Here is a 26,941-nt window from a genome sequence, read left to right on the forward strand (position 1 = left end):
TCGGCGTTGAAGGAATCGGTATGCAGTTGGATCCCGCTAGCGGGTGGTGTCACGGGGTGCAAGCTTGCCCATCGCCCAACTTCAATGAGCGCCCTGCGGGCGAAATCTCCCTGTTGGTTATCCACAACATCAGCCTGCCGCCGGCGCAGTTCGCCACCGGCAAGGTGCAGGAATTTTTCCAGAATCGTCTGGATGTCACCGAACATCCCTACTTTGCGGGGATTGCCGACTTACGGGTCTCGGCGCATTTTCTGATTGAACGTGACGGCAAGGTCACTCAGTTTGTCTCCTGTCTTGAGCGGGCGTGGCATGCGGGTGTGTCGATTTTTGAAGGGCGCGAAACCTGTAACGATTTTTCCGTGGGCATTGAGCTCGAAGGCACCGATGATCTGCCGTTCACCGATGCGCAGTATCAGGCGTTGACGGCGCTAACCCGTCAGTTGCAGACAGCATTTCCGGCTATCACCGGCGCCCGCATTTGCGGGCACAGCGACATTGCACCCGGGCGCAAGACCGATCCTGGCCCGGCATTCGACTGGGCGCGTTACCGCGCGGCCCTGGCACAAGAGGAAGGACAATGAGTTTTCTGGTGTTACTGCTGGCGCTCTGGATCGAGAAATTCTCGGCCCTGCGCCATCGGGTTCAACGCGATGGCGGATGGATTCGCGAACTGAACAAACTCGAAACCAGCGAGCGACTGGCCAAACAGCCCTGGCTGGTACTGACGATTCTGGTGCTGCTGCCGGTGGCGTTGCTGGCCCTGTTGCTGGTGGTGCTGGAGCCGGTGGCGTACGGCTTGCTGGCTCTGCCGGTGCATTTGCTGGTGGTGATTTATAGCCTGGGGCGCGGCGATTTGCTCGGCGGTCTCGGGCCGTTTCGTGATGCCTGGCGGCGTGAGGATCTGCAAGCCGCGGCGCATGTGGCCAAGCGCGATCTGAATATCTGCGCCGACAGCGGCGAGCAATTGCTCGATCGAGTGCAGGAGCATTTGTTGTGGCAGGCCTATCAAAGCTTCTTCGCCGTGATCTTCTGGTATTTCCTGCTCGGTCCGGTGGCGGCACTGGCCTATCGCTTGTTGGCGCTGGCCCAGGAGCACGGTCAGAACCCGGCGCTGGTCGAACGTGCCGCGCAACTGCGCCATGCCTTTGACTGGGTGCCGGTGCGTCTGTTGGCGGCGAGTTTTGCCTTGGTCGGCAACTTCGTTGCGGTCAGCCGGGTGATGCTGCATGAACTGCTGAACTGGAACATCAGCGCTGCGCAGCTTATTAACAAGGTCGGATTGGCCGCGGGGGAGATCCCGCCGCCGACGGTCGGCCCGGAAGGCGTCAACACCCTCGACTGCCTGTGGGAATTGCTGCTGCGCGCGGCGGTTTTGTGGTATGCCGGGTTCGCCTTGTGGACAGTACTGATTCACTGATTCCTGTCTGAAGATCAAAAGATCGCAGCCTGCGGCAGCTCCTACTTTTGGGTCTGTGTTTCCTGGAGGAGCTGCCGAAGGCTGCGATCTTTTTTGTCGTTAACCTTAAGTTACAAAACCTCCCTTCGATTTGAGCTATACAGAGATGGCGTCCGATAGTGGCTATCTGCTGTCCCCGCGCGCCTGCCAATAAAAACAAGAAAAACCAAAGGGAGACTTCCAGTGAAGAGCTTGCTCTATCCCGCCGTCTCGCTGATGAACCGTCTGAGCTTCGGCATGAAGTTCAGCCTGATCAGCGTGCTGTTTCTGGTGCCGATGCTGGTGACCAATTTCTATCTGGTGCGCGATTCCTATCGTGAATTCCAGCGCACCCGGGTCGAGCTGCAAAGCCTTGATCTGCTCGGCAGTAGCCTGAGCCTGCGCCGCGATCTGGAAACCCTCAACAATCTGGTACAGATCAACGTCACCCTCGGCCAGTCCGGCAAGGCGGGCAACGTCGAATCGCAGATCACCAGCCTCGAACAAGCCGTACTGACACGCCTGCAAGGCCTGGCGGCAATGACCGACGACCCCGAACAGATCAAGGTGTTCGACGGCAAGCGCGATGAAATGATTGCTGCGTTCAAGGCCCAGCAAGCGGAAAACTCTCTGCAAAGCAAAAGTGCGTTGATCGGCAAATTGTTGGCCAGTGCGCAGATTTTCAGCCAGATCATCACCAGTCAGGCCGGTCTGAGTCGCGACAATCAGGGCGACATCCGTCAACTCAGCGAACTCGTCACCCTGATCACGCCGACTGTGACGCAAACCCTCGGTGAAGGCCGGGCCATGGGTTCGTATTCACTGGGGCAGGGTTTCCTCAACAGTTCGTCGAGCACCCGTTTTGACGAATTACTGGTGCAGATCGAAAAGCTCCAGGCCGAATACGCCTTGAAACTGCAGGACGCCCTCGGCTCCAGCAAAGCCGCGCACGAAACGCTCAGCGCTTCGGCTGACATTAGTAAGATCTCGTTGAAGCAGGCGAGCGAACTCTTCGAAGAACAAGTGGTGATGGCCGACACGCTCGATGCACCGTGGCAGGCGTTTTACGACCAGACCACCGCACTCATTGACAAGACCTACCAGCTCAACGAAGCCACCCTGAAATTCCTCGACACGCAATTACAGCAGCGCCTGACGCAAAACCGCACGCACATGGTCTTGCAGGCTGTGGCGCTGTCGGTGGTGTTCGTGCTGATTTTCTATCTGTATGGCGGGTTTTACGCGTCGACCCGCACCACCCTCAAGCGCCTCGGCGCGATGATGGACAAGGTTGCGGCTGGCGACATGACCGTCAACTTCAAGGCCAGCAGTCGCGATGAGTTGGGCGAGTTGGGCGAAGTGTTCAACGGCACGGTAAAGAAAATTCACGACTTGATTGAACGGGTCGGGCAGACCGTTGGCGAAGTTGAACGACAGGCCGGGCAAGTGGAAAGCGTGTCAGCGCAAAGCAATCTGGCCGTCGCTGGGCAACGCTCGCAGATCGAGCAAGTGGCCACGGCCATGAACCAGATGTCGGCGACGTCTCTTGAGGTGGCGCGCAGCGCTGCAGCGGCGGTGAGCAGCGCCCACAGCGTGAATGACGAAACCATCAGCGGTCGTGGTCTGGTGGAGTCGCAGCAGGGCAGCATCGCGGCGTTGGCCAGCGAGATCGATCAGTCAGTGCTGGTGATCAACCAATTGGCCAGTGACAGCCAGGCGATCAGCCGTGTTCTGGAAGTGATCAAAAGTATCGCCGAGCAAACCAACCTGCTGGCGCTCAACGCGGCGATTGAAGCGGCGCGTGCAGGTGAGCAGGGACGCGGTTTTGCGGTGGTGGCGGACGAAGTGCGCACGCTGGCCAAACGCACCCAGCAATCGACCGAAGAAATCGAACAGATGATCGCCAGACTGCACGGCGGCGTGGGGGCGGCGGTCAAGGCGATGGGCATCAGCCATCAGATGGCCAATGGCACGGTCGGGCAGTCGGAAAAGGTTCAGCAGGCGCTGGAAAATATCCTTGGCGCCGTCGGAATGATCGTTGATCAGAACCAGCAAATTGCCGCTGCGGTCGAGCAGCAGACGGCAGTTGCCCATGACATCGACCAGAACATCGTCGAGATCAACCGTGCAGGCGAGCGCACGGCGCAGGGGGCGCACCAGACTGAAGACGCGAGTCGCGCACTGTCCGCCCAGGTCGTGGAACTCAAACAACTGATCAGCGCCTTCCGCGTGTAGGGCATACACAAATCCCGTGTAGGAGCTGCGGCACGCTGCGATCTTTTGATCTTGATCTTGTTCCTGGAAACCCAGGATCAAAAGATCGCAGCGTGCCGCAGCTCCTACAGGGATTTTTATTACCAGCCGAACACGGCGCAGCTATTGGCGGTGCTGGCTGCGGCAAGTTGTTGAGGGGAGATATTCATCAGCTCGGCGAGCGCCGCACAAATCGCCGGCAAGTGCGCCGGGCTGTTGCGCACTCCGGGGAACATTGCGGGCGCCATGTCCGGCGAGTCGGTTTCCAGCACGATTGAATCCAGTGGCAAATCCGCCAGCACCCGGTGCATGCGCAGCGCTTGCGGCCAGGTCGGCGCGCCGCCCAGCCCCAGTTTGAAACCGAGTTTGATGTATTCCCGTGCTTCCTCACGGCTGCCGGCGAACGCGTGGATGATCCCGGCCCGCTTCAAACGAAAACGCTTGAGCGTGGCAATCACCGCCGCGTGACTGCGGCGCACATGGATCAGCGCCGGCAAATCGAAATCCGCCGCCAGTTGCAGTTGCGCGTCGAACAACGCCTGTTGCCGCTCGCGGTCCAGCGTTTCGATGAAGTAATCCAGACCAATCTCGCCCACTGCACACAACTGCCGATGGCCGCGCAATCGCGTCAGCCAATCGCCGAGGGTGTGTAAATCCTCGGGGCGATGCTGATCCAGATACACCGGATGCAAGCCGAACGCCGCGTACAGATCCGAATCGCTCTGCACCAGATCCCACACCCGCTGCCAGTTACCTTCATAGACGCCCAGCACCACCATCCGCCGCACCCCAAGGGCGCGGCTTTCGGCCAGCAGCGCAGAGCGATCGGCGTCGAAGTCGGGAAAATCCAGGTGGGTGTGGCTGTCGATCAGCTCCACGGATCAGTCCCGGTGAATACGCTGCTTGAAGGTCCGCGCAATCGCTTGCACGCCAGGCTGGTATTGCGACTGCTCGACAGCGGCCAATGCCAGTTCCAGCGCCTTGTCGGCGATCAGTTGATGCTGCTGGGCCATGGCGTTGACCGGCAGTGGCAGGAAGTCGAGCAGTTGTGTGTCACCAAACGTGCCGAGGCGCAGCGGCCGTGACTTGAGCGGGAAGTCATGCAGCGCATCGAACACTCCCTGCAACAACACGTAGGAAGTGGTTACCAGTGCGTCCGGCAAATGCCCCAGACGTTGCAGGAGTTCTTCCATCAATTGCTTGCCGCAGTCACGACTGAAGGACTCGGCGTGCTCGACCAGCACTTCGCCTTTGAAATCGACGAGGGCCTGTCTGAAACCGGCGGCACGTTCCTGGCTGATGCTCAGTTCCGGGCGCGCGCCGAGCAGCACGATCTGTTTTAGCTGCGGGTCGAGCAGGCTCTGGGTCAGATGCAGACTGGCCTCGCGGTCGTCGCTGATCACCGAACAAAAATGCTCCGGCTCCATGACCCGGTCGATGGCGATGATCGGCAGCCCCTTGGCCTGCAACTGAAGATAGCTGTCATCACCGGGTGGCAGACAACTGGCGACGATCAGCGCATCACAACGGCGCGCCTTGAACAGTTGCAGCAGTTTGCGCTCGCTGTCCGGCGCATCGTCGGAACTGGCGATCAGCAACTGATAGCCGCGCGCCCGCGCACCTTGCTCCAGCAGCTTGGCGATCCGCGCGTAGCTGGGGTTTTCCAGATCCGGCAAGATAAAACCCAACGTGCGGGTATGCCGACTGCGCAGCCCGGCCGCTTGTGGATTGGGCGTAAAGCCGTGCAGATCGACCACCGCGCGCACCCGCTCGACGGTCGCGGTGCTGATGCGTTGCTGTTCGGCCTTGCCGTTGATGACGTAGCTCGCGGTGGTCACGGACACTCCGGCCAACCGCGCGATATCACTGAGTTTCAACTCGGGATTTCCTTGTTATTTCGAGCATGCCGCGAGATTTTCGCCAATCCTACCCGATAAGGGCAGACGACTTATTGTCTACGCGCATCCGACAAGTTGGACTTCAAGGATGAGACATTATCGAGTAACGTGCCGATCAATCTAGATTAAACGTTTCAGCAAGCGTATTTTCTACGTTTTAGACGCCTTTGGCCGGTTCTGCCGTGAAACCGCCAAAACTGCCCCTGAAAAGGATCGCGCAGAGCGCCTAAGCTGCAACTCATTCAAAACAATACCTGGCGCCATAAAACGCCAAAAAGGAGATCGCATGCTCGAGCTCACTATAGAGCAGATATCCATGGGCCAATCGGCTGTGGATAAACCCGCTGCTCTGCAATTGCTGGCCAGTCATCTGGTGGCCGATGGTCTGGTCGCCGACGGATACCTCGCAGGATTGCAGGCGCGTGAGGCCCAGGGCTCGACCTTTCTCGGTCAAGGTATTGCCATTCCCCACGGCACCCCCGAAACCCGCGAGCTGGTGTTTACCACGGGCGTGCGCCTGATGCAGTTCCCCGAAGGTGTCGATTGGGGCGATGGCCAGATCGTTTATCTGGCCATCGGCATTGCCGCCAAATCCGACGAACACTTGCGCCTGCTGCAACTGCTCACCCGTGCACTCGGCGAGACCGATCTGGGCCAGGCTCTGCGTCGCGCCAGTTCTCCTGAAGCGCTGCTGAAACTGCTGCAAGGCGCACCGCAGGAACTGGCGCTGGACGCGCAGATGATCGGCCTCGGCGTTTCCGCTGACGATTTTGAAGAACTGGTCTGGCGTGGCGCGCGCCTGCTGCGCCAGGCCGATTGCGTGAGCAACGGTTTCGCCGCGGTATTGCAGCAAGTCGAAGCGCTGCCATTGGGCGATGGCTTGTGGTGGCTGCACAGCGAGCAAACCGTGAAACGTCCGGGCCTGGCGTTTGTCACCCCGGATAAACCGATGCGTTACCTCGGCCAGCCACTCAGCGGTCTGTTCTGTCTGGCCAGTCTCGGCGAGGCGCATCAGGCCCTGCTGGAACGCCTGTGTGCGTTGCTCATCGAAGGCCGCGGCCATGAATTGGGTCGGGCCACCAGCAGCCGTAAAGTCCTTGAAGTGCTCGGCGGTGAGTTGCCCGCCGACTGGCCAAGCGCCCGTATCGCGCTGGCCAATGCCCACGGTTTGCACGCGCGGCCGGCGAAGATCCTCGCGCAATTGGCGAAGAGTTTTGACGGCGAGATTCGCGTGCGCATCGTCGACGGTGAGGATAGCGCCGTGTCGGTGAAAAGCCTCAGCAAACTGCTCAGCCTCGGCGCCCGTCGCGGTCAGGTGCTGGAGCTGATTGCCGAACCGAGCATCGCCGCCGACGCCTTGCCTGCGCTGCTCGCCGCCATCGAGGAAGGCCTCGGTGAAGAAGTCGAGCCGCTGCCCGCCGTGAGCCAGCAGCGCGAAGTCTTCGCCGACATCGCTGAAGTGCTGATCGCCCCGGCGTCCGGCACTCAGTTGCACGCGATCCCCGCCGCGCCGGGTATCGCCATTGGCCCGGCGCATATTCAAGTGCAACAAACCATCGAATACCCGTTGCGTGGCGAATCCGCCGCCGTCGAGCGCGAGCGTCTCAAGCAAGCGCTCAGTGACGTGCGCAACGACATTCAAGGTTTGATCGAACGCAGCAAAGCCAAGGCGATTCGCGAGATTTTCATCACCCACCAAGAGATGCTCGACGACCCGGAACTCACCGATGAAGTCGACACGCGCCTCAAGCAAGGTGAAAGCGCCGAAGCGGCGTGGATGGCGGTGATCGAAGCGGCCGCCAAACAACAGGAATCGTTGCAGGACGCCTTGCTCGCCGAACGTGCGGCGGATCTGCGTGACATCGGTCGTCGCGTGCTGGCGCAGTTGTGTGGGGTAGAGACGCCTAGCGAGCCTGAGCAGCCGTACATTCTGGTGATGGACGAGGTCGGCCCGTCCGACGTCGCGCGGTTTGATCCGGCGCGCGTGGCAGGGATTCTCACCGCGCGCGGCGGCGCTACCGCACACAGCGCAATCGTCGCCCGTGCACTCGGCATTCCCGCGCTGGTCGGTGCTGGCGCGGCAGTGCTGTTGCTGGCGCCGGGCACGCCGTTGCTGCTCGACGGGCAACGCGGTCGTCTGCATGTAGACGCCGATGCGGCAACGTTGCAACGCGCCGTCGAAGAACGCGACACCCGCGAGCAACGCCTTAAAGCCGCCGCCGAACAACGCCATCAACCTGCGCACACCACCGATGGTCACGCCGTGGAAGTGTTCGCCAACATCGGCGAAAGCGCTGGCGTGATCAGCGCGGTGGAGCAGGGCGCGGAAGGCATTGGTTTGCTGCGCACCGAACTGATTTTCATGGCGCACCCGCAAGCGCCGGACGAAGCCACCCAGGAAGCCGAATATCGCCGCGTCCTCGATGGCCTCGCCGGGCGACCGCTGGTGGTGCGCACGCTTGATGTTGGCGGCGACAAACCGCTGCCGTATTGGCCGATCGCCAAGGAAGAAAACCCGTTCCTCGGTGTCCGCGGGATTCGCCTGACGTTGCAGCGTCCGCAGATCATGGAAGCGCAATTGCGCGCCTTGCTGCGGGCCGCGGATAACCGGCCGCTGCGGATCATGTTCCCGATGGTCGGCAGCGTCGACGAATGGCGTCAGGCCCGCGACATGACCGAGCGCTTGCGCCTGGAAATACCGGTGGCTGATCTGCAACTGGGGATCATGATCGAAGTGCCATCCGCCGCATTGCTCGCACCGGTACTGGCCAAAGAAGTCGACTTCTTCAGCGTCGGCACCAACGACCTGACGCAATACACCCTGGCCATCGACCGCGGTCATCCGACCCTGTCGGCACAGGCGGACGGCTTGCACCCGGCGGTGCTGCAACTGATCGACATCACCGTGCGTGCGGCCCATGCCCATGGCAAATGGGTTGGCGTCTGCGGTGAACTGGCAGCCGATCCGCTGGCGGTGCCGGTGTTGGTCGGCCTCGGTGTGGATGAACTGAGTGTGTCCGGGCGCAGCATTGCCGAGGTCAAGGCGCGCATCCGCGAACTCAGCCTGACCCAGGCGCAAACCGTTGCTCAACAAGCCCTCAGCGTGGGCAGCGCCAACGAAGTGCGCGCATTAGTGGAGGCCCTGTAATGGCCAGGATTCTTACCCTGACGCTCAACCCGGCGCTGGACCTCACGGTCGAGCTGCCGATATTGGCGGCCGGTCAGGTCAACCGCAGCGACGAGATGCACACCCATGCTGCCGGCAAAGGCGTCAACGTCGCGCAAGTGCTGGCCGACCTTGGCCATCAACTGACGGTCAGCGGGTTTCTGGGTGAAGACAACCTGCAAGCATTCGAAACCCTGTTCGCCAAACGTGGATTTGTTGACGCATTCATCCGCGTACCGGGCGAGACGCGCAGCAACATCAAAATCGCTGAGCACGACGGGCGCATCACCGACATCAACGGCCCAGGACCGATGGTTGATGCTGCGGCGCAGCAGGCGTTGCTCGATCGTCTGGTGCAGATCGCGCCGGGGCACGACGCGGTGGTGGTCGCCGGCAGTTTGCCGCGCGGCGTTTCTGCACAGTGGTTGCGTGAACTGATCGAACGGCTGAATCAACTCGGTCTGAAAGTCGCCCTCGACACCAGCGGCGAAGCGTTGCGCGCTGCGTTGCAGGCCAGGCCGTGGCTGATCAAGCCGAACACCGAAGAGCTGGCCGATGCACTGGGTTGCGAAGTGGTTTCCCGCGCGGCCGAGGTACAAGCGGCAGCGCATCTGCATGCTCAGGGTATCGATCATGTGGTGATCTCCCACGGCGCCGACGGCGTGAACTGGTTCAGCGTCGGCTCGGCGCTGCATGCCTCGCCGCCCAAGGTCAGCGTCGCCAGCACGGTCGGTGCCGGTGACTCGCTGTTGGCCGGCATGCTTCACGGTTTGCTCAGTGCCGACACGCCTGAGCAAACCCTGCGCACGGCCACGGCGATTGCTGCGCTGGCGGTCACGCAGATCGGTTTTGGCATCAACGACGCCGCGCAACTGGCGCAGCTCGAACAGGGCGTGCGCGTGCGCCCCCTGACAGAACAATAAGAGGGTTTGTCATGAAATTAGCCATTGTTACGGCCTGCCCGAACGGCATGGTCACCAGTGTGCTGTGCGCCCGTTTGCTCGACGCAGCGGCCCAGCGTCAGGGCTGGAGCACCAGCGTCGAAGTAGTCGACGCTGCGCACCCCGAACGTGAATTGTCGGCAGCCACCATCGCGGCGGCAGAGTGGGTGTTGCTGGTCGCCACCGGCAACGTCGACATGACACGTTTTGTCGGCAAACGGGTCTTCCAGATTGCACCTGCGCAAGCCCTCCAAGATGTCGAAGCGGTGCTGCGCCGTGGTGCTGAAGAAGCGCAAATCTACGTCGCTACCGAAGCTGTTCCCGCGGCTGTTGCGGCCCGTGCACCGCGCATCGTGGCGATCACTGCGTGCCCGACCGGTGTTGCTCACACCTTTATGGCGGCCGAAGCGTTGCAGCAAACGGCCAAGCGTCTGGGCTATGACTTGCAGGTCGAAACCCAAGGCTCGGTCGGCGCGAAAACCCCGTTGAGCGCAGCCGCAATTGCCGAGGCTGATGTTGTGCTGTTGGCGGCGGATATCGAAGTCGCCACCGAGCGTTTCGCCGGCAAGAAAATCTACCGCTGCGGCACCGGCGTTGCCCTCAAAAAATCGGAAGACACGCTGAAAAAAGCGCTGGCGGAAGGCGTGCAGGAAAGCGCTGCCGGTGACGGCAAGGCACCGGCAAAATCCGAGAAAACCGGTGTCTACAAACATCTGCTGACCGGTGTGTCGTTCATGCTGCCGATGGTGGTGGCGGGCGGTTTGATGATCGCCCTGTCATTCGTGTTCGGCATCACCGCGTTCAAGGAAGAAGGCACGCTGGCGGCAGCGCTGATGCAGATCGGCGGCGAAACCGCGTTCAAGTTGATGGTGCCGCTGCTGGCCGGGTACATCGCCTATTCGATTGCCGACCGTCCGGGCCTGGCGCCGGGGATGATCGGCGGTTTGCTGGCGAGTACCTTGGGCGCCGGGTTTATCGGCGGGATCGTCGCCGGGTTTATCGCCGGTTACGCGGCGAAGGCGATCAGTCGTTATGTCGCGTTGCCGCAAAGCCTTGAAGCACTGAAACCGATTCTGATCATCCCGTTGTTCGCCAGCCTGTTTACCGGGCTGGTGATGATTTATGTAGTCGGCAAACCGGTCGCGGACATGCTCGCGGCGCTCACGCATTTCCTCGACAGCATGGGCACCACCAACGCGATTCTGCTCGGTGTATTGCTCGGCGGCATGATGTGCGTCGACCTCGGCGGGCCGATCAACAAAGCCGCGTATGCGTTCTCGGTGGGGCTGTTGGCGTCGCAGAGTTATGCACCGATGGCCGCGACCATGGCAGCGGGCATGGTGCCGCCGATTGGTCTGGGTATCGCCACGTTCATTGCCCGACGCAAATTCGCTCAGACCGAACGCGAGGCCGGTAAAGCGGCGTTCGTGCTGGGGCTGTGCTTTATCTCCGAAGGGGCGATTCCGTTTGCCGCGAAGGACCCGCTGCGGGTGATTCCGGCGAGCATTGCCGGCGGCGCATTGACCGGCGCGCTGTCGATGTACTTCGGCTGCAAGCTGATGGCGCCGCACGGTGGGTTGTTTGTGCTGGCGATTCCGAATGCGATCAACCACGCGTTGCTGTATCTGCTGGCGATTGTCGCGGGGAGTCTGTTGACTGCCGTTGTGTATGCGACGGTCAAACGCCCGGAAGCGGTGGAGTTGGCGCTGGAGCCGGTAAAAGCATAAAAGCAAAAGATCGCAGCCTTCGGCAGCTCCTACAGGGGATCGCGGTTCTCTGTAGGAGCTGCTGAAGGCTGCGATCTTTTTTGTCATCCCCGATTCATGATCTCGTGCTTAAGTTTTCCTTTTTCCAGGGAGAACAGCATGAGCGATTTCAATGTGGGTCGCCGGCGGGTCATGCAAGTGGTCGGGGCCGGACTGCTGATGCCCGGGTTGGCGCCGGCGGTCATCGCGTCGGTCAAGGATCGGCCGCAACTCACCGATGGCGTGCAGTCCGGCGACCTGCAAGGCGACCGCGCGATGATCTGGAGCCGCAGCGACCGCCCGGCACGCATGGTGGTCGAGTGGGACACCCGCAGCCAGTTTCGCAATCCACGGCGGATCGTTTCGGCGCTAGCGGATGCCCGCAGCGACTTCACCGCCCGCGTCGAACTCACCGGGTTACCCGCCGATCAGGCGATTTTCTATCGCGTGTATTTCAAGGACGCCCGCAGCGGCGTCGCCAGCGAACCCTGGCTCGGCCACTTGCGCAGCGCACCCTCGGCGCGGCGTGATATTCGTTTCGTCTGGAGCGGCGACACCGTCGGCCAGGGCTTCGGCATCAATCCGGACATTGGCGGCATGCGCATCTACGAAGCCATGCGTTTGCGCCTGCCGGACTTCTTTATTCACAGCGGCGACACCATCTACGCCGACGGCCCGGTACCGGCGCAACTGACCACTGAAAACGGTCGCGTGTGGCGCAACATCACCACCGAAGCCAAGAGCAAAGTCGCCCAGACCCTCGACGACTATCGCGGCAATTACCGCTACAACCTGATGGACGAGAACATCCGCCGCTTCAACGCCGAAGTGCCGCAGATCTGGCAGTGGGACGACCATGAAGTGGTCAACAACTGGTCGCCCGGCAAGCAACTCGACGAGCGCTATCAGGAAAAAGATATCCACACCTTGGTCGGTCGCGCGCGCAAGGCCTGGCTGGAATATTCGCCGATGCGTTTGCAGTCGGCTGACGCGGGCGGGCGAATTTATCGCAAGCTCAAGTACGGGCCGATGCTGGATGTGTTCGTGCTCGACATGCGCAGCTATCGCGAGGCCAACGACGACAACCTCGGCGCAGCAAAACCGTTCCTGGGGCGTGAGCAACTGGATTGGCTCAAGCGCGGGTTGAAGGCCTCGAAAGCGCAGTGGAAGGTCATCGCGGCAGACATGCCGATTGGCCTGGGTGTGCCTGACGGCGAGGTGAGCCCGGGTGTTGCGCGCTGGGAAGCCGTGGCGAACGGCGAACCTGGGCCGGCGCAGGGACGTGAACTGGAGATCGCTGAATTGCTCGGTTTTCTGCGGGCGCAGCAGGTGCGCAATTTCGTCTTCCTCACCGCAGATGTGCACTACTGCGCGGCGCATCACTATCACCCGGATCGCGCGGCGTTTCAGGATTTCGAGCCGTTCTGGGAGTTTGTCGCAGGGCCGTTGAATGCCGGAAGTTTCGGGCCTAATCCGCTGGATAAGACCTTTGGGCCTGAGGTGGTTTTCGAGAAGGCACCGACGGCGCAGAACATGTCACCGTTTGCCGGCTTTCAGTTTTTTGGCGAGGTGAATATTGAAGGGCAGAGCGGGGAGATGAGCGTGGTGTTGCGGGATTTGAATGGGGTCAGTGTGTTCGAACAGAAACTGCAGCCAGTCTGAACCCCCCCTGTAGGAGCTACCGCAGGCTGCGATCTTTTGATCCTGGTTTTAAAAAAAGACAAGGTCAAAAGACCGCAGCCTGCGGCAGCTCCTACAGGGAAGTGGGGGTGTCAGTAAACATCGCGACGATAACGACCCTGCTCAATCAGGCGTTCAACTTCAGCTGCGCCGAGGATGTCATTGAGTGCCTGGTCTACCCCTGAAGCCATCCCTTGCAGGCTGCCACAGATGTAGATGGCCGCACCCTCTGCCAGCCATTTCTTCAACTCATCCGCCGATTCCCGCAAGCGATCCTGTACATAAATCTTCTCTGCCTGATCCCGCGAAAACGCCAGATCCAGCCGCGCCAGATCGCCGTTGATCAACCACTCCTCCAGCTCCGCACGGCACAGGTAATCGTGCTCACGATTACGCTCGCCGAACAGCAACCACTGATGCTGCTGAGCATCAGCAATGCGTGCCTTGAGCAGGCTGCGCAACCCGGCCAGCCCCGTGCCGTTACCGATCAGAATCATCGGCAGCGGTTCATTTGGCAGGTGGAAACCGCTGTTACGGCGCACCCGCAAGCTGATGCTGCCGCCCACCGGCGCATGCTCGGTCAACCAGCCTGAAGCGATGCCCAGCGTGCCGTCGGCGTGCTGTTCCTGACGCACGATCAACTCCAGCACACCGTCGGCGGCAATCGAGGCGATCGAATATTCGCGCATGGCCAAAGGCACCATCGCATCGACCAACGACTGCGCATGCAGGCCAACCAGATGCGCGCGGTGCTGGGGCAATTGGCGCGAGGCCAGTGCCACTTCAAGCGGTTCATCGAGGCCGTTGATTTTCACCGTCGTCTCGCCACGAATGCCGAGGCCGTCGAGGAAGTGCTCGATGACCCACGGGCAGTTGCGTGGCAGCACTTCGACCAGGTCGCCGGACAGCCAGCTGCTGGTGGTCGGTGCGCTCAGGCTCAGTAGATAAACTGGCGAACCGCTGCTGCCAGGGTTCATCAGTTCACGGCGCAGCAGCGTCCAGTTTTCGTAGGTCGGTGCCTGCCAGGTGTCGACCGGTGCCTGTCCGGTGAGCAAGCCCAGTTGAGTTTGCCAATGACGCAGGGCGTATGGGTCGCCGCTGTCGACTTCCACCGGGGCGAACAGGGTCTTGCCGCCGTGCTCGCTCAGCCACTGATGCAGGCGTCGGGCGAAACCGCAGAAGTGCTGATACTGCCGGTCGCCAAGCCCGAGGACGGCGTAGCTCAAGTTGTCGAGTGTCGATGCTTTGGCCAGCACCTTGCGCTCGAAACTACGGGCGCTGTCGGGGGCCTGACCGTCGCCGAAGGTGCTGACCACGAACAGCGCATTGCTCGATTCGCGCAGATCTTTTTCGCTGACATTCGCCAGCGGCTGCACTTTCACCGGCAACCCGGCGGCCTGCAATTGGCCAGCGGTCTGCCACGCCAGTTGCTCGGCGAAACCGCTTTGGCTGGCGAAGCCGATCAGCCACGCCGGGGCATCGCCGGCCGGCGGTTCGAAGCCTTTGCGCGCATCCTTGATCTGCTTTTTCTTACGGCGACGATCAAGGTACAGCAGCCATCCGGTGATGAAGAACAACGGCATGCACACCGCCGCGACAGTGATGATGATCCGTCCGACGAGGCCGAAATAGCTGCCGACGTGCAGTGCGTAAATGCTGGTCAGCAATTGCGCCTTGAAGCTCTTGTCGGCATAGCGGTCGACACGTTTGACGATGCCGGTGGCCGGGTCGAGGGTGATCTGGTTCAGCGCGCGATCATGCGGCGAGCTGTCGAGCAGGTAGAACACCGTCGCCGGTTGGCCAGCCACGGGCGGCATGCGGATGTTGTAGGCAGACAGGCCTGGACCGGCAGCGCTGTAGATGCTGCTCCACATCGCTGAGTAGTCGGCGATGGGTGCCGGGCCTTCCGGCGCCGGGCCGCGACCGCCGCGCACACGCTCGTTTTGCGGGGCGTCGGAAAGCAGTCTGGTCAGGCCTTTGTTGTACCACTCGTATGACCACGACAACCCGGTCAGCGCCAGCAGCAGATACACCAACAGGCACCACGTGCCGGCCACCGAATGCAGGTCCCAATTAAAGGCGCGGCCCTTCTTCTTCCAGTCCAGAGTCAGCCACACGCGCCAACTGTTCCACTGCCGAGGCCAGCGCAGGTACAGGCCGGAGAGGCAGAAAAACACCAGGATCAGCGTGCAGGCTCCGGTGATGTTGCGCCCGGTGTCGCCCATGGCGAGGAAGCGGTGCAGTTGCAACATCAGCCCAAAGAAATCCTGGCCGACGGCGTTGCCCATGAACTCGCCGGTGTACGGATCGAAGTAGCGCATTTCGCCGCGACGTTCACCCTTGGGTGGGGTGAAGAATACTTTCGCCGCGTGGCCGCTTTCGGTCTCCACCGACAGCATCGAGACTTTCTTGCCCGAAGTGGCTTCGATGCGCTCTACCAATTCAACGGGCGGCAGCACGCCGGCGACCTGTTTTTCCACCTGCAAGACCGAGGGGTTCAGCGCCCGCAGGATTTCGTCCTGAAACGAATAGGCCGCGCCGGTGATGCCCATCAGGGCCAGCACCAGTCCTGCGGTGATGCCAAAAAACCAGTGCAACTGGAACAGGGTTTTCTTCAACACGTCACTCGCCGTCCGTTCGGAAATTGTCATCACGGCGCGCATTATGCCGTGGGTTGTCGAGAAGCTTCTTGATTACGCACAAAAGCCCCGTTCAATCGAATGAACGGGGCTCGCTGTTCTGTAGGAGCTGCGGCACGCTGCGATCTTTTGATCTTTCTTTTCAACAGCAAAAACAAGATCAACAGATCGCAGCGTGCCGCCGCTCCTACAGCTTTTAGAAGTGGAAATTGGTGCTCAACAGTGCCGTACGGCCCGCTGCCTGGCTGGCGAAGTGGGTCGAGAAAGCTTTGTCGTAGTAGGTTTCATCGGTCAGGTTCTGCACGTTGAGTTGCAGGTCGACGTTCTTGGTCAGCTTGTAGGCCGCCATCGCGTCGTAGCGAACGTACGAATCAACCATGGTGGTGTTGGCCACGTTGCCGAACACGTCGTCGACATAGAACGCGCCGCCACCAATCGTCAGCTTCGGCGTGACCTGGTAAGTGGTCCACAGGCTGGCGCTGTTTTTCGGTGTGTTAGGCAATTGGTTGCCGTCGGTGGCGCGGTTCAGCGGGCCGCCATCAACCTGTTCGCTATCCATGAAGGCGTAACCGGCGAACACCTGCCACTTGTCAGTGAGCTTGCCGCTGGCCGACAGCTCGACACCTTGCACGCGGGTCTTGCCAGCGTTCTCGTACGAGGTGGTATCGACTTGCACGCGGGCGTTTTCTTTCTCGGTGCGGAAGATGTCAGCAGTCAGCGACAGGCGATCATTGAGCAAGTCCCACTTGGTGCCGATTTCATAGTTCTTGGTGGTTTCCGGCTCCATGTCACTGCTCAGCAGATTGCCGGCGCGATCTCTGCTGCCGCCCAACGGGTTGCCGTCCATGCCTTCACCGAGAGTGTTGCCCGGTGGTGTGGCCGAGGTGGCGTAGGAAGCATAAATGCTGCCGTTTTCCGCAGGCTTGTAAACCACGCCGAACTGGCCGGTAACGAACTCGCTGACATCATCGCCCTTGGCCGTGGTAGCGCCGGCGGCGGTGTAGGTCTTGTACTCAGTGTCGAAGTGGTCATACCGCAACCCCATGTTCACCAGCCACTGCTCGGACAACTCCAGGGTGTTGAACGCATACAACGCGTAGGTGTTGGCCTTGGTGTCGGTGCCGGCGTAGTTGCGCGAGATCGCGCCATTCCATGGATCGTTCGGGTTTGGATTCGACAGCGAGGTGCAGTTGTAGCCGCTTGCTGCACCAATCAATCCCGGGTTGCAGTTGGTGGTCACGGCGCTGGTGCGCGGCGTGGTGTCGGTGTTGACGTTGTACGAAGACTTCTGGCTTTCCTCACGGGTGTATTCGACACCGGTTGAGAAGCTGTTCTTGAAGCCGGCGACATAGAAATTGCCGAACAGGTCAGTCTGGTTGGTGGTGGTCTCGGTGTTGCTGACCCGCGTATTCGCCCGACGCCAGACGCTACCGTTGTTGACGTTGCCCTTGCTGTCGTCCGGCTGGGTGAGGATGTAATCCTGCATGCTGGTGCCGTGACGCAGGGTGTTCTTGATGGTCAGCGAGTCGTTCAGGTCATGCTCGATGGCGAACGTCGCGGTATCGGTGCGGCCCTTGCGGAAATCGCGATCCAGACCGTAGAAGTTGCTGTCGTCGCCACCGGCATACGGCTTGTCCGGATTGGACTTGGTGCGTGGGCTCGAAAAGCTGTACGGGATGCCCGAGTCCGGCGTGTCGTTGCTTTCCAGATGGTAGTAATCGAGGTTGACGCGGGTGTCGGTGCCCAGACCAAAGGCCAGGGAAGGCGCGATGCCCCAACGGTCGTAATCGACTTTGTCGCGACCGGCGACGTTGCTTTCGTGGCTCATCAGGTTCAGACGGCCAGCAGCGGTGTCGCTGAACTGGTAGTTGCCGTCGAGGGTGTAACGCTGGGTCTGGTCGGAGCCCCAAGTGAAACCACCGTCGAACGAGTTACCCAGATGAGCTTTCTTGCTCACCAGGTTGATGCTGCCGCCCGCCGCGCCGCGACCGCCGATAGCGGAGTTCGGGCCCTTGCTGACTTCAATGTTCTCTACTGCGAAGATTTCGCGGCTCTGCGAACCGGTGTCGCGCACGCCATCCAGGTAAGTGTCGCCCTGGGCGTCGAAGCCACGGATGAACGGACGGTCACCTTGTGGGTTGCCACCTTCACCGGCGCCGAAGGTGATGCCCGGCACGGTGCGCAGGGCGTCTTGCATGTTCAGGGCGCCAGTGTCCTTGAGGACTTGCTGCGGAATGACGGTGACCGAGCGCGGCGTGTCGATCAGCGGCGCGGTGTACTTGGGCGAGGAGGCTTTCTCGACCTGGTAGGACGTCGCGTCCTGCGCTTCGCCAGTGATGGCGGTGGCGTCCAGGGCGATGGCATTGCCGGAAGCTTTGCTGTCGGTCTTTTCGGCGGCAAACACCATGTGGCCGGCGGAACCGGCGGTGATTGCCACGCCAATTGCAGAGGCGAGCAGACGTGGTGAACTGACCGGTAATTGTGCGAGTTGACGTGCCATTTTTATTCCCCTCCCCAAGGATTTGAGGCGGCGGAATATAGGGTAAACGGGTATTCGTATCAATTGCGAAATATTGTTATTCGCACTGAATTTACATTCTTTACAATTTAGTCTTACGGTTTTCGCCTGTTCATTCGTCTTGCAGGTTTTACACAGACAATAAGAATCAATACCATTGCCGCCTCTTTGCCATCAGGTGACATTGCCATGCTGCTGCACATCCCCGGTCTGTTTGAAAAAGACGAAGTGCAGCGCATTCGTGAGGCGCTGGAACAGGCAGATTGGGCTGACGGCAAGATCACCGCCGGTTATCAATCGGCCAAGGCCAAGCACAATCTGCAACTGCCCGAAGGCCATCCGCTGGCCAAGGAAATCGGGGCGGCGATGCTCGAGCGGCTGTGGAAAAATCCGCTGTTCATGTCTGCCGCACTGCCGCACAAAGTTTTCCCGCCGTTAGTGAACTGTTACACGGCCGGTGGCAGTTTCGACTTCCACATCGACAATGCCGTGCGCCAGCCCAAGGGCAGCATCGAGCGAGTGCGCACCGACCTGTCGGCCACGCTGTTTTTCAGCGAGCCCGAGGATTACGACGGCGGCGAACTGGAGATCCAGGACACCTTCGGCACCCAACAAGTGAAACTGCCCGCCGGCGACATGGTGCTATACCCCGGCACCAGCCTGCATAAAGTCAACGCGGTCACTCGCGGCGCGCGTTACGCCTCATTCTTCTGGACACAAAGTCTGGTGCGCGAAGACAGCCAGCGCGCCTTGCTGTTCGAGATGGACGGGGCGATCCAGCAGCTCACGCAAGACCTGCCTGATCACCCTTCGCTGATCCGCCTCACCGGCACTTATCACAACTTGCTGCGGCGCTGGGTCGAGGTATGAGTTTTCAGCTGCGTCGTCAGGAAGTCCTCGACGGCGAACAACTCAACGCCATGCTCGAAGAGAGCCCGGGTCGTGCGGCGCAGGCGATTCTGTTGGCCGCGGGCGAGGGCGTTGTCGAGGCGCAGGCGTTGCTCGGGCAGATCCTGCTCGATGGTCAGGGGATCGCGCAGGATCAACCCTTGGCGCTACGCTGGTTTGGTATCGCTGCTCGGCAAGGGCATCAGATGGCGCGCAACATGCTCGGGCGTTGTAACGAACATGGTTGGGGCTGTGAGGCGGATGCTGCGGTTGCGGTGCAGCACTATCGAATTGCCGCCGAGGCCGGGCTGGACTGGGCGATGTACAACTTCGCCAACCTGCTCGCTACCGGTCGCGGCATCGCCGAGAACCAGGCGCAAGCACTGATCCTGTATCAGTGTGCTGCAAAGCTGGGCCACGCCAAGTCAATGAATCTGTTGGGCCGCTACCTGGAAGACGGACGCCATTGTCCGCAGGATTCACTGGCCGCGCGTGATTGGTATCGCCGTGCGGCCGAGGGCGGTGATTTTCGTGGGCAGTTCAGTCACGCCGCGATCCTCGCCGACGATGGCCAGATCGATGATGCCCTTGTCTGGCTGCGCAAAGCGCTGGCGGGGGGCAATGCAAACTTCCTGCGAGTCGCCGGCGAGTCGCTGATGAATGCACCGCACTTACGCATTCGCGCAATGGCCGACGCTTATAAATTGCGCTTGTCGCAGTTGATGGAATCGTAATGAGTTGGTTTTATCGTTAGTTGTTTTAATAGGGTGGGTGATGCGCCCGGGCGTTAACGGCTTGGCTAAGTAGTTATGCTGTCTTGATTGCTAATATTTAAGCGCTTGTTAGTTTTTATCTTGTTGTCCTAAGGTTGTTTTGCGATATCCGTGATTGAGTTGATTTAAAACTCGACAAGGTCGAATCGCGATTGACTTTAATAAATATTCAAAGCAGACATGGAGTCTCTTATGGAATTCAGGATAGATAACAAGATTGTTGAAAATGCCGCGAAAGCACCTGTCGTGTTTATCAGTGCCTCGCTCGGTGAAGGTGATGAATACAATCGAGATACCGGTATTCAGCTAACCAAAGAGCAGATTATCAGTTTAAGAAAGTATGAGGTTCTAGGGCTGTCTTTGCCCGTGCGCTTGCAGGATGTTATTGCATACTTGAACTACGGCGCAGGTGATAGCGGCGGCATCGGTCTCAAGCCGGCAGACTTTCTGCGTACATTTAACACTACTTATGATCACGCCAGACGTTGGTCGCCGTTGCGTGAACAAATCATGCTTACAGGCACCGATCTGAAGATTTTTGCCGGCAATATCATCCGGATAGGCAGCGGAATAGTCGAGATCTATGAAGATTTGAAAGTGTCCAGATACCTGGAAGAACACAATATAAATACCCCTGAGCAGTATCTGGAGCTCAAGAGGAAGATACCTGGTCTTCCTGATCTCGAATTGCCGGAGGACGATGTTCCGGAGATAAAAAAATACCTTAACGACATGCTTGCCTATGTCAGGCAAAGCCATCAGAAAGCTGAACGGGTCCGTGAACAACTGGACAGTTTTGGCACTGATATGCGCGAGAAAGTGTTGCCCGAGATCAAATTGCGTCTGGAGTTTGTTTCGAGGAATACCTATCAGGCGGACATTAAGGTGCTGCAAGAGGAGATCGACCAACGCTCGAAGGAGATTGATGAACTCAATAAACAATATGATCAAATGGTTCAAGAGGCCATCAAGTCTGCTGTGTCCTCTCCCTTCGCAGGATTGATCCTCGCTATCTATCAGGGCGTAAAGGCAGAAGAGATCCGCAAGGAGCGCAATAAACTCAAAGGCGAACAACAGGCTGCCAATCAGAAAATGGCCAGTAAGAGCCAAACATTGACTTCTTTGAACAAGATACGGGATGACTTGCAAAACCTTGACTATGTAGCGATCGAAGCTGAAGTTGCAACTCAAAACCTCATGTTGGTATGGAATGCGTTGAGTACTTATGTCACGGCATCCCTCAAAGAGGTCGATTCGCTGCATGAGGCCACGTCGTTGCGCAAGTTCAAGAATCAGATCATCTCCATTATCGATCCGTGGGGATATATCAGAACCAGTGCTGATCAACTGCTTGGCGTGTTTGCAGCAGCGGATAAAGAGTATGGAAACACCTTTCGATCGTTCAGGAGTAAGACAGTAATGCTTTCGGCACAAGATAATACAAGTTCGGAACTGGATGTGGTGGCTCTGCGTCGTCATGCACTCGAGGTGAGTAGAGTTAATACCACGGCGCAAATGCTATTTGCACAGTTCAATTATCTGCCAGGCACAGTCGGCGCCATGAACGATTTGACCGTTGCAATTCAGAAGGCGACGTTTGATATGCGTGATCGGGCTGGGGCGACGATCATCCATTTACGGCAATCGCTGAGCAAGTTGAAAAACAGTCAGGCCGATCTCGGTGATCCTGGGGAAATGGATGAAATTCATGCTGAGATGGAGACGGAGCTAGGAATTATCTTCAACACAATCTCCGAACGATCTCAAGATTTTGAAGATACCCGCAATAGTCTAAGTAAAGCTTACGACCGGGCCACTTCTCAACAATGGATTGCAACACTGCAACGGGATCTGGATGTAACGGAAGCACTCAAGGTCAAATCCGAAGAGAAATTGACCGATCTGGAAGAACAGATGAAATCGGTATCCGAAGGGATCGACTTGATCGCGAAGGCCGGTGTGGAAAAGATCGGCCAGGAAGCGCAATTGACGCTGGATAATCTGAAAGCCCTGGGTTTGGCACCGCCGCAGATTCAAATTGCAATGCTGGCGATCGACAGCCTGAAAAAAATCATCTCCGGTATTGGTGACGCGATCTCGTTCATGAACATGCTGGATGCTTACAACAAGCTCAGGGATAAAGCCGCTGACTTGCGGGGGCAGTTGAAGAAATACAAAAGCGATATCGCCCGGATAGACGGGAAAATTCAATTGGTCAACGCTCTGGATCAACTGGACGAGGGTCGTTGGGGTTATGTGAACGAGTACTCGAATCTGGTTACTGGTTTTGAATCGTTCCGCCGAGACTTCAGGCAGGACAAGTCACAACCTGTCGAGGAGCGGGCTGATGCCGCCATTGCCCGGATCACCGACGTCGTCAGGTATCTGAAGGCTGTTCAATCATAAGGAGTGGGGCGGTGGGCTGCGCGCCCATCGCTTCTTGAATAGTTATGGACATACTTTCCTATGACCTTTCTGCTGCGCAGCGGCGCGTGCTGGATCGCTATACAAGGTTTCTCGGCTCTCTTCACACGACCATCAACAACATCCCGGTGGTATTTGCCCGTCGAAAAGCCAGCGGTCATGCACTCGCGGTGTTGGCCGGTGATTCGCGTCTGAACAATGCACGATTCAATGAGCGCTATTTGCAAGAACTCTGGGGGCGCACAGAAGAAGCCCGGAATCTGTGCAGTGCTTACGTCGCAGACCTCACTATGTTTGCGCAAGAAAACCGGGAAATAACCAGTCGTACTTCGAGAAATGAACCCCTCAGTCAGGTGGATTTCAAGTGGTACAGTTTGTCCCGGTCGCCGACCTGGAGGCTGTTTGCGCCTAACGATGTACCCGATCTGGTTCACGAATTGGTACTGCGGTTTTATCAAATCAGAGCGATGATTCAACAACTGAAATATACAGTCGCCGAGGTGCATGACGAGTCCTTTGGGCTCAGGTCGGTATTTACCAAGGCAATGGATCATCGCTCCTGCCAGTGCCATGCCCAGCCAACGGTTGTCCAGGAATTGTTCCGGGAAGCCCGCACTACGCCGTTTTGGGATATCACTTATTCTTCCGCGAATGCAGTGATTCGGGCCGCAGAATACAAAACTGATATTGGCACTTTGTTCAATGGACTGGCGTCCGTGAGTTCGCAAGTCGGTATGTTTCTTGAGGCGACGGGATCGTACATGGACACTGCGATCAATGAGTTATCAAGGGCAGAACGCGTGTCGAAGCTGGGCGAGTTGAATTTCAGACTAGCCGCGACCACGGCATTGGCTGACGAGTTCATGGCCATGGTTAACCAGCTTGAGACTTGGCTGCGCAAATAAAAAAAGGCCCATGCATGGGCCTTTTCATTTAAAGCGTCAGTTAAAGGTAATACGACTTCAGCGGCGGGAAGCCATTGAACTCAACCGCGCTGTAACTGGTGGTGTACGCACCGGTCGACAGCCAGTACATGCGATCACCGATCGCCAGGTTCAGCGGCAGGCCGTACTTGTAGTTCTCGTACATGATGTCGGCGCTGTCGCAGGTCGGGCCGGCGATGACGACTTCTTCCATCTCGCCTTTCTTCTCGGTCCAGATCGGAAACTTGATCGCTTCGTCCATGGTTTCGATCAGGCCGGAGAATTTGCCCACATCGGTATAAACCCAGCGTTCAACAGCGGTGCGCGACTTGCGTGCGACCAGCACTACTTCGCTGACCAGAATACCGGCGTTGGCAATCAACGAACGGCCCGGCTCCAGAATGATTTCCGGCAGGTCATCACCGAAGTCTTCCTTGAGGAAGCGAATGATTTCTTCGGCGTAGGTTTCCAGGCTGTTGGTGCGGGTGATGTAGTTGGCCGGGAAGCCACCGCCCATGTTGATCAGCTTCAGCTCGATGCCGTCTTCTTCTTTCAGGCGCTCGAAGATCACTTTGACCTTGGCGATTGCCGCGTCCCACACGCTGATGTCGCGCTGCTGCGAGCCAACGTGGAACGAGATGCCGTAAGGCACCAGGCCCAGGTCGCGGGCGAGGATCAGCAGGTCCATGGCCATGTCGGTCTGGCAGCCGAATTTGCGCGACAAAGGCCAGTCAGCGGTGGTCGAGCCTTCGGTGAGGATGCGCACGTAGACTTTCGAGCCCGGCGCAGCCTTGGCGATGTTGCGCAGGTCGGCTTCGGAATCGGTGGAGAACAGACGCACGCCCTTATCAAAGAAGTAGCGAATGTCCTTGGATTTCTTGATGGTGTTGCCGTAGCTGATACGGTCGGCGCTGACGCCGCGATCCATCACTTTGTCGAGCTCGTAGATCGAGGCGATGTCGAAGCTCGAACCTTTCTCTTTGAGCAGGTCGATGATTTCGACGGCCGGGTTGGCCTTGACTGCGTAGTAGACCTTGGCGAATTCAAAACCGGCGCGCAGGTCATCGTAGGCCTGGCTGATCATCGCGGTGTCGATCACCACGAACGGGGTTTCTTGCTTGTCGGCGAACGCCTTCATTTTGTCAAAAGTGGCGCGCTCGAAATAATCTTCGACGTTGATCGACATGCTGGGAACTCCTAAGGGCAAACAATAATAAACATGGGTAAAAATGAACGTCCTCCGTATCCCCACTTTGGTTCGCCTACTTCCCAAGGCATGTCGCCGAAAGCAAAAAGGCCATGGGAAATGCAGCTTCTTTCCCTTGGCCTTGCTGTCTCGTCGTCAGTACTTGAGCCGGATGGATCGTTTCCAGCATGGACGTTCGGCGCGAACTTTAGGGCGTGAGGGGCCTGAGATCAACTAAAAATGTCGCGTTTTTGCACGCTTCTGACGTGCGACGCGGATATCACTCTTTGTAGCCGACCCAGATGACGGACAGATGTTTCCCACGGATTTTCGGGTGTTAAAAATACCTGCACGTTCGCTGCTTTTGTCTGCTAAATCCTGGGTAAGTGTGATGAGTGCAACATCGGCGACGTTGGGTGCAAGAAGATAGGCCGGGAGGGATTTTGGTTGTGGTGCAGGGTGATTTCGAAGCGCTTTCAACGCTGCGTGTGTTGATATTTTTTGCCGGCCTGTGAAACCTTCAAGAATTGCACTAAACCTGTGGGAGCCAGCCTGCTGGCGATGACAATTTCATCATCAAAACAGTTTTGACTGGCATTGCCCCATCGCTAGCTGGCTGGCTCCCACAGGTTTTTGTGTTTTTACCAGATAATCAGGCGACTACCGCCTCAGCCGGCGAAACGATGCTGGTCTTGCCGCCGCGAGATTTGCCGGAGCTCAGATACTCGGCAATCGACTCTTGCGTGACCTCACCCAGGAACACCCGGTCGGCATCCATCACCGGCAGCCACGAGCGGTTGAACTCGTACATGCGCGACAGCAGGATGCGCAAATGCTCGTCGTACGCTGCTGTGGCGTTGAACTCGCGAAGATACTGCGCGCAGGTGCCAGTCTGACGGTGTAGGTCGCGACGTCGCACATAACCCAGCGCCTTGTTCTCGGAGCAAGTGACGACGACATAACGACGGTCATGCTCGTCCATCAATTCCAGCGCATCGGCCACCGGGGTTTCCGGGCTCACCGACGGCGCGTTGTCCGCCGCGTCTTCAGCCTTCACCAGCAACAGACGTTTGAGCGTGCTGTCCTGGCCAACGAAGTTGCTGACAAAGTCGTCCGCCGGATGCGCGAGCAGCGTGTCCGGGTGATCGATCTGCAGCAGCTTGCCGGCGCGGAAGATCGCGATCTTGTCGCCAAGCTTGATCGCTTCGTCGATGTCGTGGCTGACCATGATCACGGTCTTGTTCAGCGCGCGCTGCATCTCGAAGAACTCGTTCTGGATCATCTCGCGGTTGATCGGGTCGACCGCACCGAACGGTTCGTCCATCAGCAACAGCGGCGCATCTGCCGCCAGTGCGCGGATCACGCCGATACGTTGCTGCTGACCACCGGACAACTCGCGCGGGTAACGATGCAGATACTGCTTGGGTTCAAGCTTGATCATGCTCATCAGTTCGCGGGCGCGGTCGTGGCATCGCTGCTTGTCCCAGCCGAGCAGTTTCGGCACCACGACGATGTTCTCTTCGATGGTCATGTTCGGGAACAGACCGATCTGCTGGATCACGTAGCCGATGTTGCGACGCAGGGTTACTTCGTCCAGATCGGTGGTGTCTTCACCGTTGATCAGGATCTTGCCCGAGGTCGGTTTGATCAGGCGGTTGATCATCTTCAGCGTGGTGCTTTTGCCGCAACCCGATGGCCCGAGGAACACACAGATTTCGCCTTCATTGACGGTCAGGCTCACCGAATCCACGGCTTTGACGTCTTTGCCGTTGCTTTGGAAGGTCTTGCTGAGGTTTTGAAGTTCGATCATTTGAGTAATCCTTTTGGAGTCAACGAGCGTTGCAGCCATTGCAAAAACAGGTCGGCGAAGATCGCCAGAAGACTGACCAGCAGCGCGCCGACGATAAGCATCGACATGTCACTGCGGCTGATGGAGGCGAGGATCAACACGCCGAGGCCGCCAGCGCCGATGGTCGCGGCGATGGTCATCACGCCGATGTTCATCACCACGGCGGTGCGCACACCGGCGAGGATCACCGGCACCGCAATCGGCAACTCGACCATGCGCAGGCGCTGGCCGAAGGTCATGCCGATGCCGCGGGCGGCTTCGCGGATGCCCGGCTCAACGCCGGTCAACGCCAGGTAGGTGTTACGCATGATCGGCAGCAGTGAATAAAGGAACACCGCGGTGATCGCCGGCATCGGGCCGAGGCCTTGGCCAAACTTTGAGTAGAACGGCAGCAGCAGGCCGAACAGTGCAATCGACGGCACGGTCAGCAGCACTGTGGCGCTGGCTTGCAACGGGCCGGCGAGGCTCGGGAAGCGCGTCATCAAAATGCCCAGCGGCACACCGACGAGGATCGCCAGCGTGACAGCGATGCCAACCAGCGTGATGTGCTGCCAGGTCAGGTGCAGCACCTGCTGCCAGTCGAGATGGGAAAAGGCGTTCAAAAATTCCATGACTTTTCCTCC

General features: G+C 58.8%; 18 protein-coding genes. 11 read left to right on the top strand and 7 right to left on the bottom strand.

Annotation, left to right across the window (positions count from 1 at the left end; translation table 11 throughout):
• Positions 1–20: 20 nt before the first annotated feature.
• The 3 genes from ampD (at position 21) to ICA15_RS20715 (ending at position 3,670) form a co-directional block, all read left to right on the top strand.
• The gene (ampD, locus tag ICA15_RS20705) at positions 21–581 is read left to right on the top strand and encodes a 1,6-anhydro-N-acetylmuramyl-L-alanine amidase AmpD (protein WP_150604084.1); all 561 of its coding nucleotides are present in this window, start codon (positions 21–23) and stop codon (positions 579–581) included.
• Positions 578–1,417 carry a regulatory signaling modulator protein AmpE gene (gene ampE, locus ICA15_RS20710; protein WP_042557603.1) on the top strand — a complete coding sequence of 280 codons (840 nt, stop codon included), beginning with the start codon at positions 578–580 and terminating at the stop codon, positions 1,415–1,417. The genes ampD and ampE overlap by 4 nt, the downstream gene beginning before the upstream one ends.
• 222 nt (positions 1,418–1,639) lie before the next feature.
• Positions 1,640–3,670, top strand: a complete 2,031-nt coding sequence (locus tag ICA15_RS20715; protein WP_210554502.1) for a methyl-accepting chemotaxis protein — start codon at positions 1,640–1,642, stop codon at positions 3,668–3,670.
• A 119-nt stretch (positions 3,671–3,789) separates the two neighbouring features.
• Here the strand turns inward: ICA15_RS20715 and ICA15_RS20720 are convergent, their stop codons facing one another.
• Both ICA15_RS20720 and cra read right to left on the bottom strand, forming a co-directional pair.
• On the bottom strand, positions 3,790–4,566 hold the full coding sequence (locus ICA15_RS20720) for a TatD family hydrolase (protein ID WP_150604082.1): 777 nt from the start codon (positions 4,564–4,566) through the stop codon (positions 3,790–3,792).
• A 3-nt stretch (positions 4,567–4,569) separates the two neighbouring features.
• Complete coding sequence (gene cra / locus ICA15_RS20725) at positions 4,570–5,565, bottom strand: catabolite repressor/activator (protein ID WP_150604081.1); 996 nt, start codon at positions 5,563–5,565, stop codon at positions 4,570–4,572.
• Positions 5,566–5,872: 307 nt separating this feature from the next.
• On the opposite strand from cra, the gene ptsP reads away from it, so the two are divergent.
• From ptsP to ICA15_RS20745, 4 genes are all read left to right on the top strand, one after another.
• A complete protein-coding gene (ptsP, locus tag ICA15_RS20730; protein ID WP_210554503.1) occupies positions 5,873–8,734 on the top strand; it encodes a phosphoenolpyruvate--protein phosphotransferase in 2,862 nt (953 codons plus the stop codon).
• Positions 8,734–9,675 (top strand): 1-phosphofructokinase, encoded by a 942-nt coding sequence (gene pfkB, locus ICA15_RS20735; protein WP_210554504.1) that lies wholly within the window; start codon positions 8,734–8,736, stop codon positions 9,673–9,675. The genes ptsP and pfkB overlap by 1 nt, the downstream gene beginning before the upstream one ends.
• 11 nt (positions 9,676–9,686) lie before the next feature.
• Entirely contained in the window at positions 9,687–11,420 is a 1,734-nt protein-coding gene (locus tag ICA15_RS20740) for a PTS fructose-like transporter subunit IIB (RefSeq protein WP_210554505.1), read from the top strand.
• Positions 11,421–11,558: 138 nt separating this feature from the next.
• Positions 11,559–13,100: an alkaline phosphatase D family protein gene (locus ICA15_RS20745; RefSeq protein ID WP_210554506.1), complete on the top strand. Its 1,542-nt coding sequence runs from the start codon at positions 11,559–11,561 to the stop codon at positions 13,098–13,100.
• Positions 13,101–13,210: 110 nt separating this feature from the next.
• Here ICA15_RS20745 and ICA15_RS20750 read toward each other — a convergent pair whose 3' ends face one another.
• Both ICA15_RS20750 and ICA15_RS20755 read right to left on the bottom strand, forming a co-directional pair.
• Complete coding sequence (locus tag ICA15_RS20750; RefSeq protein WP_210554599.1) at positions 13,211–15,739, bottom strand: PepSY domain-containing protein; 2,529 nt, start codon at positions 15,737–15,739, stop codon at positions 13,211–13,213.
• A 214-nt stretch (positions 15,740–15,953) separates the two neighbouring features.
• Positions 15,954–18,257: a TonB-dependent receptor gene (locus tag ICA15_RS20755; RefSeq protein ID WP_210554507.1), complete on the bottom strand. Its 2,304-nt coding sequence runs from the start codon at positions 18,255–18,257 to the stop codon at positions 15,954–15,956.
• Between the two features lie 207 nt (positions 18,258–18,464).
• Here ICA15_RS20755 and ICA15_RS20760 point away from each other — a divergent pair, with 207 nt between their 5' ends.
• The 4 genes from ICA15_RS20760 to ICA15_RS20775 all read left to right on the top strand — a co-directional run bounded on the left by ICA15_RS20760 (position 18,465) and on the right by ICA15_RS20775 (position 23,265).
• Positions 18,465–19,145, top strand: a complete 681-nt coding sequence (locus tag ICA15_RS20760; RefSeq protein WP_042557612.1) for a Fe2+-dependent dioxygenase — start codon at positions 18,465–18,467, stop codon at positions 19,143–19,145.
• Positions 19,142–19,897 carry a tetratricopeptide repeat protein gene (locus ICA15_RS20765; RefSeq protein WP_210554508.1) on the top strand — a complete coding sequence of 252 codons (756 nt, stop codon included), beginning with the start codon at positions 19,142–19,144 and terminating at the stop codon, positions 19,895–19,897. The genes ICA15_RS20760 and ICA15_RS20765 overlap by 4 nt, the downstream gene beginning before the upstream one ends.
• Before the next feature lie 231 nt (positions 19,898–20,128).
• Entirely contained in the window at positions 20,129–22,342 is a 2,214-nt protein-coding gene (locus ICA15_RS20770; protein WP_210554509.1) for an alpha-xenorhabdolysin family binary toxin subunit A, read from the top strand.
• Between the two features lie 44 nt (positions 22,343–22,386).
• A complete protein-coding gene (locus ICA15_RS20775; RefSeq protein ID WP_210554510.1) occupies positions 22,387–23,265 on the top strand; it encodes a hypothetical protein in 879 nt (292 codons plus the stop codon).
• A 40-nt stretch (positions 23,266–23,305) separates the two neighbouring features.
• Here the strand turns inward: ICA15_RS20775 and ICA15_RS20780 are convergent, their stop codons facing one another.
• The 3 genes from ICA15_RS20780 to ICA15_RS20790 form a co-directional block, all read right to left on the bottom strand.
• On the bottom strand, positions 23,306–24,469 hold the full coding sequence (locus tag ICA15_RS20780; RefSeq protein WP_150617111.1) for a type III PLP-dependent enzyme: 1,164 nt from the start codon (positions 24,467–24,469) through the stop codon (positions 23,306–23,308).
• Between the two features lie 652 nt (positions 24,470–25,121).
• Positions 25,122–26,279, bottom strand: a complete 1,158-nt coding sequence (locus ICA15_RS20785) for a betaine/proline/choline family ABC transporter ATP-binding protein (protein WP_150617112.1) — start codon at positions 26,277–26,279, stop codon at positions 25,122–25,124.
• Positions 26,276–26,929 (bottom strand): ABC transporter permease, encoded by a 654-nt coding sequence (locus ICA15_RS20790; RefSeq protein WP_150604442.1) that lies wholly within the window; start codon positions 26,927–26,929, stop codon positions 26,276–26,278. The genes ICA15_RS20785 and ICA15_RS20790 overlap by 4 nt, the downstream gene beginning before the upstream one ends.
• Between the last annotated feature and the right edge of the window lie 12 nt (positions 26,930–26,941).

This window comes from Pseudomonas sp. P116 (genome assembly GCF_020149425.1).
Taxonomy (GTDB): Bacteria; Pseudomonadota; Gammaproteobacteria; order Pseudomonadales; family Pseudomonadaceae; genus Aquipseudomonas; species Aquipseudomonas anatoliensis.

What these genes read in the sequence shown, in the direction of transcription:
- ampD (WP_150604084.1), top strand. Translation starts at nt 21, where the DNA reads ATGCAGTTGGATCCCGCTAGCGGGTGGTGTCACGGGGTGCAAGCTTGC.
- ampE (WP_042557603.1), top strand. Translation starts at nt 578, where the DNA reads ATGAGTTTTCTGGTGTTACTGCTGGCGCTCTGGATCGAGAAATTCTCG.
- ptsP (WP_210554503.1), top strand. Translation starts at nt 5,873, where the DNA reads ATGCTCGAGCTCACTATAGAGCAGATATCCATGGGCCAATCGGCTGTG.
- pfkB (WP_210554504.1), top strand. Translation starts at nt 8,734, where the DNA reads ATGGCCAGGATTCTTACCCTGACGCTCAACCCGGCGCTGGACCTCACG.
- ICA15_RS20740 (WP_210554505.1), top strand. Translation starts at nt 9,687, where the DNA reads ATGAAATTAGCCATTGTTACGGCCTGCCCGAACGGCATGGTCACCAGT.
- ICA15_RS20745 (WP_210554506.1), top strand. Translation starts at nt 11,559, where the DNA reads ATGAGCGATTTCAATGTGGGTCGCCGGCGGGTCATGCAAGTGGTCGGG.
- ICA15_RS20755 (WP_210554507.1), bottom strand. Translation starts at nt 18,257, where the DNA reads ATGGCACGTCAACTCGCACAATTACCGGTCAGTTCACCACGTCTGCTC.
- ICA15_RS20760 (WP_042557612.1), top strand. Translation starts at nt 18,465, where the DNA reads ATGCTGCTGCACATCCCCGGTCTGTTTGAAAAAGACGAAGTGCAGCGC.
- ICA15_RS20765 (WP_210554508.1), top strand. Translation starts at nt 19,142, where the DNA reads ATGAGTTTTCAGCTGCGTCGTCAGGAAGTCCTCGACGGCGAACAACTC.
- ICA15_RS20770 (WP_210554509.1), top strand. Translation starts at nt 20,129, where the DNA reads ATGGAATTCAGGATAGATAACAAGATTGTTGAAAATGCCGCGAAAGCA.
- ICA15_RS20775 (WP_210554510.1), top strand. Translation starts at nt 22,387, where the DNA reads ATGGACATACTTTCCTATGACCTTTCTGCTGCGCAGCGGCGCGTGCTG.
- ICA15_RS20780 (WP_150617111.1), bottom strand. Translation starts at nt 24,469, where the DNA reads ATGTCGATCAACGTCGAAGATTATTTCGAGCGCGCCACTTTTGACAAA.
- ICA15_RS20785 (WP_150617112.1), bottom strand. Translation starts at nt 26,279, where the DNA reads ATGATCGAACTTCAAAACCTCAGCAAGACCTTCCAAAGCAACGGCAAA.
- ICA15_RS20790 (WP_150604442.1), bottom strand. Translation starts at nt 26,929, where the DNA reads ATGGAATTTTTGAACGCCTTTTCCCATCTCGACTGGCAGCAGGTGCTG.